The following is an 18,844-nucleotide window of genomic DNA, read 5'->3' as shown; positions in this document are numbered from 1 at the left end:
GGCTCCGGGCTTCCAGCTTTTGGCTTTTCGAAGGATGCATCGGGTCCGACTCCCGTGCCGCTTTCAGATTTCCCCCAAGGCAACAGAGAGAAGGAAAACACCGTGAACCCGGTAATCAAGCAATTCAAGTTCGGTCAGTCGACCGTAACCCTCGAGACTGGCCGTATTGCCCGTCAAGCCAGCGGTGCCGTGCTGGTGACCGTCGACAACGACGTGACCGTGCTGGTGACCGTCGTGGGTGCCAAGAGCGCCGACCCGAGCAAAGGCTTCTTCCCGCTGTCCGTGCACTACCAGGAGAAGACCTACGCAGCCGGCAAGATTCCTGGCGGCTTCTTCAAGCGTGAAGGCCGTCCGAGCGAGAAGGAAACCCTGACCTCGCGCCTGATCGACCGTCCGATCCGTCCGCTGTTCCCCGAAGGCTTCATGAACGAAGTGCAGGTCGTCTGCACCGTCGTTTCCACCAGCAAGAAGACCGATCCGGACGTTGCCGCCATGATCGGTACCTCCGCTGCCCTGGCCGTTTCCGGCATTCCGTTCAACGGCCCGATCGGTGCCGCGCGCGTAGCCTTCCACCCGGATACCGGCTACCTGCTGAACCCCAACTACGAGCAGCTCAAGGCGTCCAGCCTGGACATGGTCGTGGCCGGTACCGAAACCGCCGTACTGATGGTCGAGTCGGAAGCCCAGGAGCTGACCGAAGACCAGATGCTCGGTGCCGTACTGTTCGCCCACCAGGAATTCCAGGCCGTGATCCAGGCCGTCAAGGAATTCGCTGCCGAAGCAGGCAAGCCGACCTGGAACTGGCAGGCTCCGGCCGCCAACACTCCGCTGCTGGACGCCATCCGCAGCCAGTTCGGCGCCGCCATCAGCCAGGCCTACACCATCACCATCAAGCAGGACCGCTACAACCGTCTGGGCGAGCTGCGTGATGAAGTCGTCGCGGCCCTGGCCGGCGAAGGCGAAGGTCAGTTCCCGGCTGACGAAGTCAAAGCCGCTTTCGGCGAGATCGAGTACCGCACCGTTCGCCAGAACATCGTCGATGGCAAGCCGCGTATCGACGGTCGCGACACCCGCACCGTGCGTCCGCTGAAGATCGAAGTCGGCGTGCTGGACAAGACCCACGGTTCGGCGCTGTTCACCCGTGGTGAAACTCAGGCGCTGGTCGTCGCCACCCTGGGCACCGCCCGCGACGCACAGCTGCTGGATACCCTGGAAGGCGAGAAGAAAGACCCCTTCATGCTGCACTACAACTTCCCGCCGTTCTCGGTCGGTGAGTGTGGTCGCATGGGTGGCGCTGGCCGCCGCGAAATCGGTCATGGCCGCCTGGCCCGTCGTGGCGTCGCTGCCATGCTGCCGAAGGACGACGAGTTCCCGTACACCATCCGTGTGGTATCGGAAATCACCGAGTCCAACGGTTCGTCCTCCATGGCTTCGGTCTGCGGCGCTTCCCTGGCGCTGATGGACGCCGGTGTGCCGATGAAGGCGCCGGTTGCCGGTATCGCCATGGGCCTGGTACTGGAAGGCGAGAAGTTCGCCGTTCTGACCGACATCCTCGGTGACGAAGACCACCTGGGCGACATGGACTTCAAGGTAGCCGGTACCGCCAAGGGCGTCACCGCGCTGCAGATGGACATCAAGATCCAGGGCATCACCGAAGAGATCATGGAGCAGGCGCTGGAGCAGGCGCTGGAAGCCCGTCTGAACATCCTCGGCCAGATGAACCAGGTCATCGCCCAGTCGCGCACCGAGCTGTCGGCCAACGCCCCGACCATGCTGGCGATGAAGATCGACCAGGACAAGATCCGCGACGTGATCGGCAAGGGTGGCGCCACCATCCGTGGTATCTGCGAAGAGACCAAGGCTTCGATCGACATCGAAGACGACGGCTCGATCAAGATCTTCGGCGAAACCAAGGAAGCGGCCGAGGCTGCCAAGCAGCGTGTTCTGGCCATCACCGCGGAAGCCGAGATCGGCAAGATCTACGTCGGCAAGGTCGAGCGCATCGTCGACTTCGGTGCCTTCGTCAACATCCTGCCGGGCAAGGACGGTCTGGTGCACATCTCCATGCTGAGCGATCAGCGCGTGGAGAAGGTCACCGACGTACTGAAGGAAGGCCAGGAAGTGAAGGTACTGGTTCTGGACGTGGACAACCGCGGCCGTATCAAGCTGTCGATCAAGGACGTAGCGGCCGCCGAGGCCTCCGGCGTCTAAGCGATCCTTCGCTGGCTTGAACAGAAGGGCTCCTGCGGGGGCCCTTTTTTATTGCCTGCGATTCCTCGCGGCCACCCGGCGGGACGTCGCCAGGGGACTGCAGCAAGCGCTCCCGGCAATTTCCTGCGCCTGGCGTCCGGGCTTTTAGCGGGCCTCGCCGGCAGCCTGTACCAGCGTTACGCGGGTCGGCTGCGTGGCTGTGCGCGTGTTCGCCGTTGCCTTGCCAGAGATCATGCAAATTGCCCGAGGGTTTTTTCCGGACTCGGCGAAATGCAATTCGCGTCGTATCGACAGGTTTAATTAACTTGTTGTTATTAAAGGATTTTTTGTTTTCTGAAAAGCTGGCACAGCGCTTGCGATAGTACTGGTGAACCTGCAGCCAGGAGTTGGTTTGCAGATTGTCTGGAATGTACAGGAGTCAACCATGAAACAGCCAATCACCCGTTTTGCCGCCGCCACCCTGACCGCCGCTGCGCTGAGCCTGCCGCTCGCCTCGGCAGCCTTCGCTCAGCCGACCATGCTGGCGGCCAATGACACCGTGGACAAAGCTGAGCAGGCGGTATCCGACACCTGGATCACCAGCAAGGTCAAATCCACCTTCGTTGCCGACAAGGACCTGAGCGCGCTGGACATCAAGGTCGAGACCAACCAGGGCGTGGTTTCCCTTTCCGGTGTAGTGGCCACCGATGCCGAACGTGATCTGGCCATCGCCAAGACCAAGGAAATCGAGGGTGTGCGTGATGTATCCGCCGATGCCCTGAAGACCGCCGACTGATACCCGAGCCGGCCGGGTCCACACCCGGCCCCCTCTTGAGTTCTGGGAGAACCACCATGAATAGCGACATCATCAAAGGCAAATGGAAGCAGCTCAACGGTCGCATCAAGGAGCGTTGGGGCAACCTGACCGATGACGACGTGGACGTCGCCGAGGGCCACAGCGAATACCTGGCCGGCAAGCTGCAGGAGCGTTACGGCTGGACCAAGGAAAAGGCCCAGCAGGAGCTGCGCGATTTCAGCGACAAGCTCTAGGCAGGGATAGCCGTGGGCAAGGATGCCGGGTCGCACGGATAGCGACGGGCACGGATGTCGAAAGGCCTCGCCGGTGAATCTGGCGGGGCCTTTCCGTATCCGGGATTCACCAGCTCGTCCGGCGGGGCGGCGGTATCAATCTCCGCGCTTGCTGCGGATATCGGTCAGGCGACCGCCCTCGAAACGCAGGAAGTGGTACATGCCGTTCCTGGGGCCGTAGATCCACTCTTCCACGTTCACCTCGTTGCGAAAGCCGTAGGCATCGGTGACTTCCTTGTAGCCGAGAAAGTCCCGGCTGACGGGCTCGCCGCACTTGTGCTGGACCTCGCTGGTCGGCGCATCCTTGCTCACCAGCGCGCTGCCGCAACGGTAGGTGGAAGACGCCTGCGCCAGGACGGGCAGCAGCAGTAGCCAGAGCAGATGGTTGCGTTTGGGCACGGTGAACTCCTTTTCAGTGCTCTCGGCGGCGTTCGATTTCCACCAGGCGGTTGCCCTCGAAACGCAGGATGCTGAGCATGCCGTTAGTAGGGCCGTACACCCACTCCTCGATCCGGTACTCGCGCCGGTCGTAGCTGCCCAGCGTATAGCCTATGGGGTCACGGTACACCGGCGTCCCGCACTTGCGCTCCACCTCGAAGGCGCGATCTCCCAGGCTGACCAGCTGGCTGCCGCAGCGCATCGTTTCCGCATGTACGAGAGGGCTGCCGAGGCTCGCCAGCAGCGTTGCCAGTACCAGCAGTCGAGGGTGTTTCATCATTCGCTATCCAGGTGCAGGGGCGTCAGTACACGTCCATTGGACTCGGGTTCTCCCAGATTGACATCGATCAGGTAGACCCGTTCGTCGTCCAGTTTCCCTTGCTCGACCAGATAGGCCTTGATCGCCGCCGCCCGTTGCTGCGCCAGCTGGCGCAGCAGCAGCTTGCTCTGGGCCCAGGAGTCCAGCACGGCCTGGCGCATATTCTGGGTGCGTTGTTGCGCATCCAGCTCGGCCCACTCGGCGGGTGGCTGCTGTTTCAGGCGGGTGCGGTAGATGCCTTCGAGCAGCGCCGCCTGTTCGTCCTCGCCCACCTCGAGCTCATCCGCACTCGCCGGGACCTTGTCACCGCGGCGTTGCAGCACCTTGTACCAGGTGTCCTGGAATTCGCGTTGCAAGCGCTGTTCGGCCAGGAGCGGGCCATCCGCTTTCGCCGCGCTCTGGCCTTCGACTTCCAGGCGCAGCGCCGGACGTTCCTGCAGGGCCTTGGCGAGGGTATCCAGTGCCTGGCGGGCGTCCGCGTCCAGGTCGGCGGAGCCGGCGTCGAAGGGCACCGTGCTCAGGTCGGTATCGCCGCCGCCACTGACCAGCCCGGCAACGAACTTGAACGGCGCCTGGGCGGCGCGCAGCACCAGGTTGCGCAGGGTCTGCCAGACGATGGGCATGACGCTGAACTGCGGGTTGTTGAGGTCGCCCTGGACCGGCAGCTCGATGGTGATGCGGCCTTGGGTGTCCTTGAGCAGCGCGACTGCCAGGCGAATCGGCAGGTCCACGGCATCCGGGCTGTCGACCTTTTCGCCCAGCTGCAGGTTTTCCACCAGCACCTTGTTCTCGGCATTGAGTTGGCCCTGCTCGATGCGGTAGTGCAGGTCGAGGTTGAGGCGGCCCTTGCGGATGCGATAGCCGGCGAACTTGCCGGAGTAGGGGGTGATGGTGGTCAGTTCGACGTTCTTGAAGCTGGTGGCGATATCCAGGCTGTTGAGTGGATCGAACGGCGTCAGCTTGCCCTTGATGCTCATCGGCGCGTAGCGATCGACCTTACCCTTGATATCGACGCTGGCGGCCTGCGGTTTCTGGTTGTCGAGCACGCCGATGCGGCCATTCATCTGCTGGATGGCGGTGGCGAAGCTCGGGGTCAGGCTGAAGTCGGCGAAGTTGGCCGAGCCGTCGTTGATGGCCACGCCACCGATATGGATCGCCAGCGGCTTGCCATCCTCGACCTTGTCCCCGGCCGCCGCCGGTTGCGGCACGATCAGCTCACTCACGTTGGTGCTCAGGTTCTCGTTGATCACGAAGCGCGCGTAGGGCTGGTCCAGTTCGACCCGCTCGATGGCCAGGCTTTCGCCATGACGGTAGTCGAGGCCATTGACCCGTACCTGCTTCCAGCGCACGAAGTCGCGCTCGCGCAGGGTGTCGAGGGTGTGCAGCTGGTCGATCCTGGCGTTGCCGGTCACGCTGAGGGCCAGCGGCTCGGTGCTCTTGAGCTGCACGTCGAGGTCGCTGCCGAGCATCCCGCTGCGCAGTTCCAGGCGGATGAAGGGGCTCAGGTAGGCTTGGGCGAGGCGCAGGTCGATGTCTTCCGTGGTGACCTTGAGGCGAGCGCTGGTGGGGCTCAGTTGCACATCACCCGAGGCCTGCAGCTTGCCTTGCTTGCCCAGGCCGGTATCGAGGCGGAGGTCGAAGGGCTTGTCGCCCAGGCTGTCGAAGTTCTTCAGGTCGAGGTTCAGCGGCCCGACTTCGACGGCGACGTCCTGCTCGGGAACGCGATCCGCCAGATGAGCCTTGTAGTCACGCAGTTGCACATCCTGCAGCAGCACCTGCCAGGGCTTGCTCTCGTCGCTGCCCTCGGGCTCCGCCTGTTCGGCGGCTGCTGGTTGCGCGGATGCCGGTTTGGCGAACAGCTTCTGCCAGTCCAGTTGGCCGTCGGCTTCGCGCGCCGCCCAGGCTTCCAGGCCCTGGCTGCGCACCTGGCCGATCACCACCTGCTGCTTGGCCAGGTCCAGCGTGCTGTCGTCGACATCCAGGCGCTGCAGCCTGACCAGCGGTTTGCCGGCGGGGTCGTCGATGGCGAAAGGGGCCAGCTGCAGCTTGAGCTTGCTCAGCTGCAACTCGGTGCCGTCGGAGAGGTCGAGGTGGTAGTCAGCGCTGACATCGACCTGGCCGTCCTTGAGCACCAGCGGCACGGCGTCACGGACGTAGGGCCAGAAGGTGCTCAGGTGGCCGTCGCTGACGCTCAGGCTGCCGCTGGAAGTGATCGGCGTCAGGCTGATCTGCCCGCGCCAGTCGATCTGCGCACCGTTCGGGCCGCTGGCAGCGAGCGTCATCTGCGCGTTGTCACCGGCCAGCGTGCTGAGGTTATGCAGCTCGAGGTCGAGCTTGTCGTAGGCGAACTCTACTGGTTCGCTGGGGCGCAGGTCCTGGAAGCGCAGAGCATTCTCGCGCAGGCGGATGCCATCGATGCGCAGCGGGAACGGTTCGCTGCTGGCGGACTCCGGCTGCGGCTCGCTTGCCGGCAGCTTGAACAGTTGGGTCAGGTTCAGCGTGCCGTCCTTCGCGAACAGGACCTCGGTGCGCGCGCCATCGAGTTGCACCTCGCTCAGGTGCAGCGCCCTCGTCCACAGGCTGTCACTCTGCAGGTTGGCGTAAAGGCGCCGGAAGCTCAGCTGTTCCTCGCCGCTGTCGCCGATACGCAGCCCCCAGAGGCTGAGTTCGAGGCTGAACGGGTTGAGCTGCACGCGCTCCAGCGTGGCGGGCACGCTGGCATAGTTGGCCAATTGCTGGTTGACGACGCGCAGGGCGATGCCCGGCACGATCAGGAAGCCGATCAGGCTGTAGAGGAATACGGTGATCAAGAGTGCGCTCAGCGCGCGCTTCAGTCCTTTGGGCATGGCTTGGCGACATCTATCCAGACGGGGAGACGACTTGGAGTATGGCACGGCGGTTCAGTTCCGGTCGTGCTTGCGTCCTGCTCGGCGATCAGAGATGCAGGATCAGCGTTTTCAGCGGTGGCTTGCCGTCATGCGAGGGGAAATCGCCCGCCGGTGCGATCACCTGGCACTCGCGCACCGGGCGGCCGAGTTTCTCGGCGCAGCGCAGCACCTGCTGGCGCCAATCGTCCATTTCCACCTTCGCCAGGTTGTTGCAGCACACCAGGGTGCCACCGTCAGCGGTGGCCAGCAGCGCCGGCTTGAGCAGGCTCTGGTAGTCGCGCAGCAGGTCGACGGTGCCGAAGGCGCTCTTGGCCCAGGCCGGTGGGTCGAGAAACACCAGGTCGAACTGGCGCGGTTGCAGGCGCGGATAGCTCGGCAGTTTCTGTCCGCGACGACTGGTGATCGGCAGGCCGGCGAACTGGCGAATCGCCGGGAAGTAGTCGGACTGGATGAAGTGCATGCCTGGCAACCCGGGGTTGAGGGCACCGTTCTCGCGGCCCACGGCGAGGTTGCCCTGGGCGAAGTCGAGGTTGGTCACGTCCTGGGCGCCGCCGGCTGCCGCGCTCAGGCCGACCCCGCAGGTGTAGGCGAACAGGTTGAGTACGGACTTGCCGGCACTGTTGGCCTTGATCCAGCCGCGTGCGTTGCGCAGGTCGAGGAATAGCAGTGGGTCCTGCCCCGCGTGACGGCCGCGGACCCGGTAGTTGAGCCCCCATTCCTGGCCGAGCAGATCTTCCAGCGCCGCCTCCGTGGGCTGGAACAGCGTGGGGTCGCGGTCGATGCGCGAGTTGCCTCTGCTGCGGTCGTTGTAGACCAGCAGCAGGGGCAGGCCCAGGTGACGCTCGACGATGTCGGCGAGGCGCTGCAGGTCATCTGCCGGCAACGGCTGGTGGAAGCTCTGCACCAGCAGCTGTGGGCCGTAGCGGTCGACGGTCAGGCCCGGAGCCCCTTCCTGGCTGCCATGGAACAGGCGGTAACAGGTGGTGCCCTGGGCGTGCAGTTCGGGCAGAAGGTGTTCGCGGGCGGCGAGGGCGGCGCGCAGCGCCTGGTCAAGAGCGGACATGCGCGGCATCTCGGGACGGTGAAAGGGCGGCAGTCTAGCAAGAAATCCGCCTGGCTTCCGCGCGGGGTCGTGCCGCTGCGGCTCAGGGGCGTTACGTCAGGCGCCGTCGGGCACGTTGCGCCGCGCTGTTGCTCACCGCCCAGCGCAGTAGCGTGGCGGTACGCCTCACGCTGGCGCGAATCAGCGGGCGACGCCAGTCGGGCTGCCGCTCGCCAAGCAGGTCGCTGGCCCAGTCCGGCAACAGGTCGACGCCGGCCTGCATCATCAGCTTGCCGAAGGGCTTGGCGAGCATGCTGGGTACCGGGGCGGCGTACAGCAGCCGCACCACTTCCCGGGTGCGTTCATCGCAGAGCAGTTGCGGGCGCATGCGTTCGAGGTAGTCGGCGATCGCCTGGCGGGACGTGGGAACGTCCTGCGCCCCCAGGCGTTCGGCGGTCAATGCCACTTCGCGGTAGTAACGGTCCTGCTCGGCCAGCGGCAGCTGCGGGTCGACGTAGCGCAGATAACCCTCCAGAAACTGACTGACCTCGGAGACATGCACCCAGGTCAGCAACTGCGGGTCGCTGGCGGCATAGGGGCGGCCATCCGGCGCGTTGCCGACCACTTGCAGATGAATGGTGCGGACCTTTTCGATCAGCTGCTCGGCATCCTGGCGGCCGCCGTAGGTGGTGCCCGCAATGAACAGGCTGGTGCGGCGCAGGCGCCCGATCATGTCCTGGCGGAAGGTGGAGTGGTCCCAGACGCCAGCCAGGGCCAGCGGGTGCAGCATCTGCAGGAGCAGGGCGGAGACGCCGCCGACCATCATCGAAGTGAAGTCGGCGTGCACCTCCCAGACCATCGACTGCGGGCCGAACAGGCCGACGTCGCCGCGTGGCTGGTCGAGGTCGAGCACCCCCAGGGCGGCGCCGGTGAGGCTGTGTACCTGTTTTTCGATCTGGCGACGTAGGCTATCCATGGCGCGCATTCTCGGCGCTTGGCCGGCCCACGGCAAGATCAGCCCGGCCCTTTCGGGCCGGGCTGGGGGTCAACGGTTCAGCCGTTGTTCGGTGAGGCTGTCGACGACGCTGGGGTCGGCCAGGGTGGAGGTGTCACCCATGTTCTCCAGCTCGTTGCAGGCGATCTTGCGCAGGATGCGGCGCATGATCTTGCCCGAGCGGGTCTTGGGCAGGCCTGGCGCCCATTGGATCAGCTCCGGCTTGGCGAAGCTGCCGATCTCCTTGCCGACCAGGGTCAGCAGGTCCTTCTTCAAGTCCTCGGACGGCTCCTGGCCACTCATCAGGGTGACGTAGGCATAGATGCCCTGGCCCTTCACGTCGTGCGGGTAACCGACCACGGCGGCCTCGGCGACGGCGTCGTGCAGCACCAGGGCGCTTTCCACCTCGGCGGTGCCGATGCGATGGCCGGAGACGTTGATCACGTCATCGACACGACCGGTGATCCAGTAGTAGCCGTCCTCGTCACGGCGCGCACCGTCGCCGGTGAAGTAGTAGCCGGGGTAGGGCTTGAAGTAGGTGTCGATCATGCGCTGATGATCGCCGTAGACACTGCGGATCTGGCTCGGCCAGCTGGCCCTGATGGCCAGCACGCCCGCGCCGGGGCCGTCGATTTCCTTGCCTTGCTCGTCGAGCAGCACCGGCTGCACGCCGAAGAACGGACGGGTCGCCGATCCCGGCTTGAGGTCGGTGGCGCCCGGCAGCGGCGTGATCAGGATCGAGCCGGTCTCGGTCTGCCACCAGGTGTCGACGATGGGGCAACGGGTGTCGCCGACCACGTGGAAGTACCATTCCCAGGCTTCCGGGTTGATCGGTTCACCGACGCTGCCAAGCAGGCGCAGGCTTTCCCGTGAGGTGGCCTTCACCGGGGCTTCGCCTTCGCGCATCAGCGCGCGCAGGGCGGTGGGCGCGGTGTAGAAGGTGTTGACCCGGTGCTTGTCGATCACCTGCCAGAAACGCGAGGCGTCCGGGTAGTTGGGCACGCCTTCGAAGATCAGCGTGGTGGCGGCGTTGGCCAGCGGGCCGTAGACGATATAGCTGTGCCCGGTCACCCAGCCGACATCGGCGGTGCACCAGTAGATGTCGCCTTCGTGGTAGTCGAACACGTACTTGTGGGTCATCGCCGCGCCGAGCAGGTAGCCGCCGGTGGTGTGCAGCACGCCCTTGGGTTTGCCGGTGGACCCCGAGGTGTAGAGGATGAACAGCGGGTCTTCGGCATCCATCGGCTCGGCCGGGCAGTCCGCACTGACTTCCTTGAGCGCCTGGTGATACCAGATGTCGCGGCCTTCCACCCAGGCCACGTCGCCCTGGGTACGCTCGACCACCACCACGGTGGAGACGTTCGGGCAGCTCTGCAGGGCCTTGTCGACGTTGTTCTTCAGCGGCACGTACTTGCCGCCGCGCACGCCTTCGTCGGCGGTGATCACGGTACGGCAGTCGGCATCGAGGATACGGTCACGCAACGCGTCGGGGGAGAAGCCGCCGAACACCACCGAATGCACGGCGCCGATGCGCGTGCAGGCGAGCATGGCGTAGGCCGCCTCGGGAATCATCGGCATGTAGATGCACACCCGGTCGCCTTTCTTCACGCCACGGCTCTTCAACACGTTGGCCAGGCGGCTGACCTGCTGGTGCAGCTCGTTGTAGGTGATGTGCGCGGATTCGCTGGGGTTGTCGCCCTCCCAGATGATGGCGACCTGTTCGCCACGTTGCTCCAGGTGGCGGTCGATGCAGTTGTAGGCGACGTTGAGCTGGCCACCCTTGAACCACTCGGCGCGGCCCTGTTTCAGGTCGCTGTCGTGGACCTTGTCCCAGGGTTTGAACCAGTCCAGGAAGGCCTTGGCCTGCTCGGCCCAGAAGGTGTCGGGCTGCTCGACGGACTGCCGGTACAGGCGCAGGTAGGCGTCGTTGTCCAGGTGTGCACGCTGGCGCACCGCGTCGGCCACGGGGTGACGGGTGATTTCGAACATGGCGGGGTCCTTGTAATTGTTTGTCCGCAACAGGCACAAGGGTGCACCCAAGCGGGCGCCGGCTTCAAGGGGCGATGTTCATGGCGCAGCGCTTGCGCGGTGGAGCCCGGCCCGGCAGGCGTGCCGGGCCGGGTTGGCGGAGGGTCAGCCGCGATGACGCTCGCGGAAATGGGCGATCAGGCCCTGGGTCGAGGCGTCCGAGGCGTTGTTGTCGAGTTGGCCGGTCAGGCGCTGGTAGACGTCCTTGCCCATTTCCTTGCCCAGCTCCACGCCCCACTGGTCGAAGGCGTTGATGCCCCAGATCGCGCTCTGCACGAACACCTTGTGCTCGTACAGGGCGACCAGCGCGCCGAGCTCGAACGGCGCGATGCGGTTCATCACCAGAATGTTGCTCGGGCGGTTGCCGGGGATGACCTTGTGCGGCGCCAGGCGCTGTACCTCGTCTTCCGCCAGGCCCTTGCCGCGCAGTTCGGCCTCGGCCTCTTCGCGGGTCTTGCCCTGCATCAGCGCCTGGGCCTGCGACAGGCAGTTGGCGAACAGCCACTGATGGTGGTCGGACAGCGGGTTGTAGCTGTTGACCGGAACGATGAAGTCCGCCGGTACCAGCAGGCGGCCCTGGTGCAGCAACTGGTGGTAGGCGTGCTGGCCGTTGCAGCCGACCCCGCCCCAGATGACGGGCCCGGTGCTGATGTCCAGGGCGCTGCCGTCCTGGCGCACGCTCTTGCCGTTGGACTCCATGTCGAGCTGCTGCAGGTGCTTGGTGAAATTACGCAGGTAGTGGTCGTAGGGCAGGATCGCGTGGCTCTGTGCGCCCCAGAAGTTGCTGTACCAGATGCCCAGCAGGGCCATCAGCACTGGCATGTTCTCGGCCAGGGGCGCCTGGGTGAAGTGCTGATCCATGGCGTAGGCCCCGGCCAGCAGCTCCTTGAAGTTGGACACGCCGATGGCCAGGGCGATGGGCAGGCCGATGGCCGACCACAGCGAGTAGCGCCCGCCGACCCAGTCCCACATGGGGAAGATGTTCTCCTCGCCGATACCGAACTCGATGGCGGCCTCACGGTTGCTGGTCACGGCGATGAAGTGGCGGTGCAGCTCTTCTTCCGGGCCGCCCATGGCCAGGTACCAGTCACGGGCCGCCAGGGTGTTCTTCAGGGTCTCCAGGGTGCCGAAGGACTTGCTGGACACGATGAACAGGGTGGTTTCCGGGTCGAGGCGGGCGGTCAGCTCGCGGAACTCGCTGCCATCGATATTGGCCAGGTAGTGGCAGCGTACGCCGCGCTGGGTGAACGGGCGCAGCGCCTCGGAGACCAGTTGCGGACCGAGGAACGAGCCGCCGATGCCGATGTTGACCACTTCCTTGATCGGCTTCTCGCTGTAGCCGCGCCACAGGCCGCTGTGAATGCGGCTGACCAGCTCGGTGACCTGGTTCAGCACCCGATGCACCTCGGGGATGATGTCAGTGCCGTCCACCACCAGGCGGTGGCCGACCGGGCTGCGCAGCGCCGTATGCAGGGCAGCGCGTCCCTCGGAGGCGTTGACGTGCTCGCCACCGAACATCGCCGTGATGGCTTCGTGCAGGCCGGCCTGCTCGGCCAGTTGCATCAGCAGTTCGAGGCTGTGTTCGTCGATCAGGTTCTTCGAGTAGTCCAGCAGCAGGCCACAGGCATCCAGCGAGAAGCGCTGGAAGCGCCTTGTATCGGCAGTGAAGGCCTCGCGCATGCTGAAGCCGGCCATCTCGGCACGGTGCTGCTGCAGGGCCTGCCAGGCGGGCAGAGTGGTGACGTCGTGGGGCTGCTGGTAGTAGGCCATCGGGGCTCCTGATCCGCAAAAGCAAAAGGCCCGGACGTGATCCGGGCCTTTCAGAGTGTAACCGGCTGCCTTCGCAGGCAGCTACTGCGCAGGCAGTTCCACCAGCAGATTGTCGATCAGGCGGGTGCTGCCCAGGTGCGCGGCGGTGAGCACCACCAGATGGCGGTCGTCGACCTGCGCAGGGCGCAGGGTCAGCGCGTTGCGGATCTCCAGGTAGTCGGGGGCGAAGCCCGCCTCGCGTTGCCGGGCCTGGGCCTCGTCGATCAGCCGCATATAGTCGCGGGCGCCGCGTTGCAACTGCTCGGCGACCGCCTGCAGGCCGCGATACAGGGCGGGAGCGACATTGCGCTGCTCGGCGCTGAGGTAACCGTTGCGCGAGGACAGGGCCAGGCCGTCGTCGGCACGGCGAGTCGGCGCGCCGATGATCTGGATCGGCATGTTCAGGTCCTGCACCAGCGCGCGGATCACCGCCAGTTGCTGGTAGTCCTTCTCGCCGAACACGGCCAGGTCCGGCTGGACCATGTTGAACAGCTTGGTCACCACGGTGGCGACCCCCTCGAAGTGGCCCGGACGGCTGGCGCCGCAGAGACCTTCGGAAACCCCGGGCACGCTGACCCGCGTCTGGTCGCCCATGCCGTGCGGATAGACCTCCGTCACGTCAGGGTGAAACAGCAGGTGGCAGCCGGCGGCCAGCAGCTTCTCCTGATCGGCGGGCAGGGTGCGCGGGTAGGTGTCCAGGTCTTCGCCCGCACCGAACTGTAGCGGGTTGACGAAGATGCTGGCCACCACGAAGTCGGCGCGCTGGGCTGCGGTTTCCACCAGCGAGACATGGCCGGCGTGCAGGTTGCCCATGGTCGGCACGAAACCGATCTGCTTGCCATCGGCACGTGCCTGGGCGATGACCGCGCGCAGCTCTCGCAGCGTCTTGACCGTGTTCATGCGGAGAAACCATGTTCGGCAGCAGGGAAGCTGCCGTCCTTGACCGCCTGCACGTAGGCGCCGAATGCGCCCTGAATGCTGCTCTGGCCCTCCATGAAGTTACGTACGAACTTGGGGGCGCGACCCGACAGCGACAGCCCGAGCATGTCGTGCAGGACCAGCACCTGGCCGTCGGTCGCCGCGCCGGCACCGATGCCGATCACCGGAATCTTCACGGCCTGGGCGATTTCCGCAGCCAGCTCGCTGGGCACGCACTCGAGCAGCAGCATGGCGGCACCCGCCTGCTCCAGCGCCATGGCGTCGGCGCGCATCTGCCGCGCTTGCGCTTCCTGGCGGCCCTGGACCTTGTAGCCGCCAAGGATGTTCACTGCCTGCGGGGTCAGGCCCAGGTGGGCACAGACCGGCACGCCACGCTCGGCCAGCAGGCGAATCGGCTCGGCCAGCCAGCCGGCGCCCTCCAGCTTGACCATGTGCGCGCCGGCTTGCATCAGCCTGGCGCTGTTGAGCAGGGTCTGTTCAGTGGTGGCGTAGGCCATGAACGGCAGATCGGTGACGATCAGTGCGCCCTGGTTGCCGCGTTTGACGCAGGCGGTGTGATAGGCCATTTCCTCGACGCTGACCGGCAGGGTGCTGTCGTGGCCCTGCAGAACCATGCCCAGGGAGTCGCCGACCAGCAGCACGTCCACGCCAGCCTGGCAGGCCGCGTGGGCAAAGGTGGCGTCATAGCAGGTCAGCATGGCGATCTTCTCGCCGTTCTGCTTGAAGCTTTGCAGTGTGGTCAGGGTAACGTCAGGCATTTCAAGGGTCCTCGCTCAGGCTCGGTATACCGCTTCTATCTGGCTGCAATCCGGCCTGGATTGGCATCAAAGGTGCGCCCGGCGCGGGGCGACGGGACGCCTATAGTCCTGATGGGGGGGCATGAAGTCAATTGCAGGTGTTACCGCCCTGTTACTGGCGTTACTGCCAATCCGAGCGGCAGAGGGTTGGGCCAGAGGCGGTGCGGGCTTGCGGCGGGTAACAGGGCGTGCGCCGGGAAGGGGCGGCGCGCGCCATTGTGCGCTACTCCGGCAGGCGTTCCAGGCCGGCGAAGGGGCAGGCATCGAGCAGCGCGGCGAGGCTGCGTCCGTCCGGCAACTGCAACTCGGCGGCGAGTTCGGCCAGCGGGTAGAGCACGAACGGGCGGGCATGCATGTGGTAGTGCGGAACGGTGAGGCGCTCGTCATCGATCAGGCGGTCGCCGAACAGCAGCACATCCAGGTCCAGGGTGCGCGGCCCCCAGCGCTCTTCCTTGCGCACGCGGCCCTGTTCCAGCTCGATGCGCTGCAGGCCATCGAGCAGTGCCCAGGGCTGCAGCTCGGTATCCAGCGCCGCCACCGCGTTGACGTAGCGCGGCTGGTCGGCCGGGCCGAGCGGGTCGCTGACATAGAACGAAGAGCGCGCCGCCAGCCTGCTGTGCGGCAACTGGGCGATGGCGTTCAGCGCCGCGCGCAGTTGTTGCAGCGGTTCGGCCAGGTTGCTGCCCAGGCCGATGTAGACCCGCTCCATCACTCGCCGCTGCCTTCGTTACCGCGCTTGCGCCGGTTGTTGTTGCGGCGGCGTTTGCGCGGCGCGGCGCTGGCGGTGCTTTCGCCCTTGCCTGCAAGGTCGCGGATCATCTGCCGGCGCTCGCTGTCGTTGGCGTCCTGATAGTCCGTCCACCACTCGCCCAGGCCGCCGGTGTTCTCGCCGGCCAGTTCGCGCAGCAGGAGGAAATCGTAACCGGCACGGAAGCGCGGGTTCTCCAGCAGCAGGTCGGCACGCTTGCCGCTGCGGCGCGGCAGGCGCTCCTGCATGTCCCAGATCTCGCGAATCGGGATGGTGAAGCGCTTGGGCACGGCGATGCGCTGGCACTGCTCGGCGATCAGCGTGTGAGCGGCTTCCTGCATCGCCGGAATCGGCGGCATGCCTTTGTCCTGCAGGTGCAGGACACGGGCTGGCAGCGCCGGCCAGAGCAGGGCGGCGAAGAGGAATGCCGGGGTGACCGACTTGCCGTCATGGATGCGCTCGTCGGTGTTGATCAGCGCCTGGCGGATCAGCTTCTCGGTGTATTCGGGGTTGCGCTTGAGCGCCTCGCCACTGGCCGGGAAGAGCTGGGCGAACAGGTCATGCTCCAGCAGCAGGTCGAAGGTGTATTCGGCGTAGCCGGCGAGGAACAGCTTGAGGACCTCGTCGAACAGGCGGGCGGCTGGAATGTCGCGCAGCATCGGCGCCAGCCGGCGGATCGGCGCGGCGCTGTGCTTCTCGATGTCGAAGTCGAGCTTGGCGGCGAAGCGCACCGCACGCAGCATGCGCACCGGGTCTTCCAGGTAGCGTTGTTCGGGATCGCCGATCAGGCGCACCAGGTGGTTGCGTACATCGTGCATGCCACGGGCGTAGTCGAGGATGTGCTCCTGGGTCGGGTCGTAGTACAGCGCGTTGATGGTGAAGTCACGGCGCTGGGCGTCGTCTTCCAGGGTGCCGTAGACGTTGTCGCGCAGGATGCGACCGCTCTCGTGGCGCGCGGCGAGGTTGCTGTTTTCCTCTTCCTCACCTTGTGGGTGATTGGCGCGGAAGGTCGCGACCTCGATGATCTCGCGGCCGAAGTGCACGTGTACCAGCTTGAAGCGACGGCCGATCACCCGGGCGTTGCGGAACTCCGCACGCACCTGTTCGGGTGTGGCGCTGGTCGCTACGTCGAAATCCTTGGGGTCGATATCCAGCAGCAGGTCGCGCACGCAACCACCGACCAGGTAGGCCTGGTAGCCGGCTCGCTGCAGGCGCTCGACCACGCTGATGGCGTGCCGACTGATCTCGTTGCGCTTGAGTGGATGTTGGCTACTGCTCAGCACTTCGGGCGTGCTGCGTGGGCGTGGAGCACGGCGCAGAGGTGAGCGGAAAGACTTGAACAGCTTTTTCAGCATGGGAGGCACTGTTTGGATAAGTGACCGGCCAGCCCCGCATGCTGTTGAAGAACGACCTGCTCAGGCTTGGTGGCGTTAAAGGCAGCCTGCCTCGGCAAGGTTTTCAACGGTATGCGAAACGATGACCGCATGATTGCTGCGGATTCTAGCATCGTGTCGGAAGAAGGTGTGTAGAAGGGCGGCAGGCGGGGATCCGGGAACCGGAAGCTACTGGGGGAGCCGAAGCTCCCCCCCAAGTTGGTGCGTGCTCTGTTTTTATTGTTATTGAGGGCCTGTTGTTTTTGTTGTCGACCCTTCCCGGTTCGCCGTGGCTTACCGGGTGCTCCCTAGAATGGGGAGCCAATAGCAAACGGATTTCTTTGGACGCTGATGTTGCCTTGATCAACCAGTTCTGGCGCTGTCTCGAGACAGTTTTGTTGTTCTCGGTCTGGTCGCTGGGGCGAACCCCTTGCGGCAACTCCTCTCCAAAAGAATCAGTTAGCTGCGCCTCCGTACCTTATTGTTTTTGTTGTTCTGGAGTCGTTACGTCTTGTTCTTATTGTGTAGGGCATTGCTTGTTATTGTTGTTGTGCCAGAGATAAAGCAGATGCCGTGCCAGTTTTTGAGAATCCTTTAAAATCAATGGCTTGAGGCAAATGAGGCGGTCCGGTGGGGGACAAAAAAGCCGGGTTTTCGTTACCGATAGACCCGGCCTTTGTTACGAGATATTGAAACGGTAACAACCTGTGGAACCTGTGTGCGGGGTGGTTGTCACCGTCGTCGCGCTGTCAAGGGCTGCTGGTCACGCCGGATTTGCGCCGTGGGATGCCCAGGCGTTGACGACGTTCCCACAGGCATTTGCGGCTGATACCCAGCTTGCGGGCCAGCTCGGTTTCGGTCATGTGGTCCTGGTGTTCGAGAACGAAGTGCTGGAAATAGTCTTCCAGCGACAGGTCCTCGGTCGGTTCATGGCTGCCGCTACTGCTCTGGCTGCTGCCAGGCAGGCCGAAGTCGTCGTCTTCCAGGTCGTCCAGCTCGATGTCGATGCCCAGCAGGTCGGCGGATATTTCCGCACCCTCGCAGAGGATCACCGCACGCTCGATGGCGTTTTCCAGTTCGCGCACGTTGCCGGGCCAGGGGTAGTGGCGAATCGCCTGCTCGGCGTCGTGGGCAAAGCGCAACGGCTCGCGCCCCATGCGGCTGTACTGACGAACCAGGAAGGCCTGGGCGATCTCGAGCACATCGTTGCCGCGTTCGCGCAGCGCCGGCAGTTTGAGGGCGATGACGTGCAGGCGGTAATAGAGGTCTTCGCGGAACTGGCCGGTCTTGGCCAGGGTCTTCAGGTCGCGGTGGGTCGCCGCAATCAGACGCACGTCGACCTTCTGCGATTGCACCGAGCCGACCCGGCGAATCTCGCCTTCCTGGAGGACGCGCAGCAGTCGTGCCTGGGCTTCCAGTGGCAGCTCGCCGATCTCGTCGAGGAACAGCGTGCCGCCGTCCGCCGCTTCGACCAGGCCGGCACGCCCGGCGCTGGCGCCGGTGAAGGCGCCTTTCTCGTGGCCGAACAGCTCGGACTCGATCAGGGTCTCCGGGATGGCCGCGCAGTTCACCGAGATCAGGGGAGCCTTGGCACGCCTGGACAGGTTGTGCAGGGCGCGTGCGACCAGTTCCTTGCCGGTGCCGGACTCGCCCTGGACCAGTACATTGGAATCGGTGGGCGCGACCTTGCGAATCTTGCTGTAGAGGTCCTGCATGGCGGCGCAGGAGCCGATGATGCCGATCTCGCCGTTGGCGCTTTCCGCGGTTTTCTCCGCGCCACCACCCCGCACGCTACTTGCGGCAGCGGCTGCCGGGGCGTTGCGGGCTTCCTGGCGGTCCCGCAGGATGCGGGCGACGGCCTGCAGCATCTCGTCGTGGTCGAAGGGCTTGGCGATGTAGTCGACCGCACCCATCTTCATCGAGTCCACCGCCGAGCGCAGGCTGGCGTAGCTGGTCATGATCAGCACCGGGGTGCCTTCGGCCAGTTTGATCAGTTCGGTACCCGGTGCACCGGGCAGGCGCAGGTCGCTGACGATCAGGTCGAAGCCGGGAATGCTGTAGCGTTCCTGGGCTTCCTGTACCGAGCCCGCTTCGCTGACCTGGTACTGGTTACGTTCGAGCAGACGGCGCAAGGCAGAGCGGATAATGGTTTCGTCTTCGACGATAAGAATATGTGGCATCAATTCGTTC

General features: G+C 64.9%; 15 protein-coding genes. 3 read left to right on the top strand and 12 right to left on the bottom strand.

All coding sequences use genetic code 11. The annotated features are described in order from the left end of the window. Positions 1–102: 102 nt before the first annotated feature. The 3 genes from pnp to FIV02_RS19225 all read left to right on the top strand — a co-directional run bounded on the left by pnp (position 103) and on the right by FIV02_RS19225 (position 3,240). On the top strand, positions 103–2,211 hold the full coding sequence (gene pnp, locus FIV02_RS19235) for a polyribonucleotide nucleotidyltransferase (RefSeq protein WP_037050803.1): 2,109 nt from the start codon (positions 103–105) through the stop codon (positions 2,209–2,211). Positions 2,212–2,635: 424 nt separating this feature from the next. Beyond that, entirely contained in the window at positions 2,636–2,986 is a 351-nt protein-coding gene (locus tag FIV02_RS19230) for a BON domain-containing protein (RefSeq protein WP_037050801.1), read from the top strand. A gap of 56 nt (positions 2,987–3,042) precedes the next feature. Continuing rightward, entirely contained in the window at positions 3,043–3,240 is a 198-nt protein-coding gene (locus FIV02_RS19225; protein WP_047588204.1) for a CsbD family protein, read from the top strand. 135 nt (positions 3,241–3,375) lie between these two features. On the opposite strand, the gene FIV02_RS19220 is transcribed toward FIV02_RS19225, so the two are convergent. The 12 genes from FIV02_RS19220 to FIV02_RS19165 form a co-directional block, all read right to left on the bottom strand. Continuing rightward, a complete protein-coding gene (locus FIV02_RS19220; protein WP_152489527.1) occupies positions 3,376–3,678 on the bottom strand; it encodes a DUF2845 domain-containing protein in 303 nt (100 codons plus the stop codon). A 13-nt stretch (positions 3,679–3,691) separates the two neighbouring features. Beyond that, a complete protein-coding gene (locus FIV02_RS19215) occupies positions 3,692–3,994 on the bottom strand; it encodes a DUF2845 domain-containing protein (RefSeq protein WP_152489526.1) in 303 nt (100 codons plus the stop codon). After that, positions 3,994–6,882 carry a DUF748 domain-containing protein gene (locus tag FIV02_RS19210; RefSeq protein WP_152489525.1) on the bottom strand — a complete coding sequence of 963 codons (2,889 nt, stop codon included), beginning with the start codon at positions 6,880–6,882 and terminating at the stop codon, positions 3,994–3,996. The genes FIV02_RS19215 and FIV02_RS19210 overlap by 1 nt, the downstream gene beginning before the upstream one ends. A gap of 88 nt (positions 6,883–6,970) precedes the next feature. Further along, positions 6,971–7,987: a class I SAM-dependent rRNA methyltransferase gene (locus FIV02_RS19205; RefSeq protein ID WP_152489524.1), complete on the bottom strand. Its 1,017-nt coding sequence runs from the start codon at positions 7,985–7,987 to the stop codon at positions 6,971–6,973. 91 nt (positions 7,988–8,078) lie between these two features. Continuing rightward, positions 8,079–8,942, bottom strand: a complete 864-nt coding sequence (locus tag FIV02_RS19200; protein WP_037050786.1) for an oxygenase MpaB family protein — start codon at positions 8,940–8,942, stop codon at positions 8,079–8,081. A 69-nt stretch (positions 8,943–9,011) separates the two neighbouring features. After that, positions 9,012–10,949 carry an acetate--CoA ligase gene (gene acs, locus FIV02_RS19195; protein ID WP_152489523.1) on the bottom strand — a complete coding sequence of 646 codons (1,938 nt, stop codon included), beginning with the start codon at positions 10,947–10,949 and terminating at the stop codon, positions 9,012–9,014. Between the two features lie 144 nt (positions 10,950–11,093). Then, positions 11,094–12,758, bottom strand: a complete 1,665-nt coding sequence (gene pgi / locus FIV02_RS19190; RefSeq protein WP_152489522.1) for a glucose-6-phosphate isomerase — start codon at positions 12,756–12,758, stop codon at positions 11,094–11,096. 81 nt (positions 12,759–12,839) lie between these two features. Beyond that, positions 12,840–13,697 carry a pantoate--beta-alanine ligase gene (gene panC / locus FIV02_RS19185; RefSeq protein WP_152489521.1) on the bottom strand — a complete coding sequence of 286 codons (858 nt, stop codon included), beginning with the start codon at positions 13,695–13,697 and terminating at the stop codon, positions 12,840–12,842. After that, positions 13,694–14,494, bottom strand: a complete 801-nt coding sequence (panB, locus tag FIV02_RS19180; RefSeq protein ID WP_152489520.1) for a 3-methyl-2-oxobutanoate hydroxymethyltransferase — start codon at positions 14,492–14,494, stop codon at positions 13,694–13,696. Before panB ends, panC begins: the two co-directional genes overlap by 4 nt. Positions 14,495–14,756: 262 nt before the next feature. Beyond that, on the bottom strand, positions 14,757–15,242 hold the full coding sequence (gene folK, locus FIV02_RS19175; RefSeq protein ID WP_172979179.1) for a 2-amino-4-hydroxy-6-hydroxymethyldihydropteridine diphosphokinase: 486 nt from the start codon (positions 15,240–15,242) through the stop codon (positions 14,757–14,759). Further along, positions 15,242–16,636, bottom strand: coding sequence for a polynucleotide adenylyltransferase PcnB (locus FIV02_RS19170; RefSeq protein ID WP_152489518.1), 1,395 nt, complete (start codon positions 16,634–16,636; stop codon positions 15,242–15,244). The genes folK and FIV02_RS19170 overlap by 1 nt, the downstream gene beginning before the upstream one ends. Positions 16,637–17,403: 767 nt before the next feature. After that, positions 17,404–18,834 carry a sigma-54 dependent transcriptional regulator gene (locus FIV02_RS19165; RefSeq protein WP_152489517.1) on the bottom strand — a complete coding sequence of 477 codons (1,431 nt, stop codon included), beginning with the start codon at positions 18,832–18,834 and terminating at the stop codon, positions 17,404–17,406. Positions 18,835–18,844: the final 10 nt, after the last annotated feature.

This window comes from Pseudomonas sp. THAF187a, from assembly GCF_009363395.1.
In the GTDB taxonomy this organism is placed as follows: domain Bacteria; phylum Pseudomonadota; class Gammaproteobacteria; order Pseudomonadales; family Pseudomonadaceae; genus Aquipseudomonas; species Aquipseudomonas khazarica.
The sequence above is the reverse complement of the archived record's forward strand: the minus strand, read 5'-3'. Positions and strand labels throughout refer to the sequence as shown.

Coding starts and splice junctions, on each gene's coding strand:
- folK (WP_172979179.1), bottom strand. CDS start 15,242: ATGGAGCGGGTCTACATCGGCCTGGGCAGCAACCTGGCCGAACCGCTG.
- FIV02_RS19165 (WP_152489517.1), bottom strand. CDS start 18,834: ATGCCACATATTCTTATCGTCGAAGACGAAACCATTATCCGCTCTGCC.
- panC (WP_152489521.1), bottom strand. CDS start 13,697: ATGAACACGGTCAAGACGCTGCGAGAGCTGCGCGCGGTCATCGCCCAG.
- FIV02_RS19230 (WP_037050801.1), top strand. CDS start 2,636: ATGAAACAGCCAATCACCCGTTTTGCCGCCGCCACCCTGACCGCCGCT.
- FIV02_RS19200 (WP_037050786.1), bottom strand. CDS start 8,942: ATGGATAGCCTACGTCGCCAGATCGAAAAACAGGTACACAGCCTCACC.
- acs (WP_152489523.1), bottom strand. CDS start 10,949: ATGTTCGAAATCACCCGTCACCCCGTGGCCGACGCGGTGCGCCAGCGT.
- pgi (WP_152489522.1), bottom strand. CDS start 12,758: ATGGCCTACTACCAGCAGCCCCACGACGTCACCACTCTGCCCGCCTGG.
- FIV02_RS19205 (WP_152489524.1), bottom strand. CDS start 7,987: ATGTCCGCTCTTGACCAGGCGCTGCGCGCCGCCCTCGCCGCCCGCGAA.
- FIV02_RS19225 (WP_047588204.1), top strand. CDS start 3,043: ATGAATAGCGACATCATCAAAGGCAAATGGAAGCAGCTCAACGGTCGC.
- FIV02_RS19210 (WP_152489525.1), bottom strand. CDS start 6,882: ATGCCCAAAGGACTGAAGCGCGCGCTGAGCGCACTCTTGATCACCGTA.
- panB (WP_152489520.1), bottom strand. CDS start 14,494: ATGCCTGACGTTACCCTGACCACACTGCAAAGCTTCAAGCAGAACGGC.
- FIV02_RS19215 (WP_152489526.1), bottom strand. CDS start 3,994: ATGAAACACCCTCGACTGCTGGTACTGGCAACGCTGCTGGCGAGCCTC.
- FIV02_RS19170 (WP_152489518.1), bottom strand. CDS start 16,636: ATGCTGAAAAAGCTGTTCAAGTCTTTCCGCTCACCTCTGCGCCGTGCT.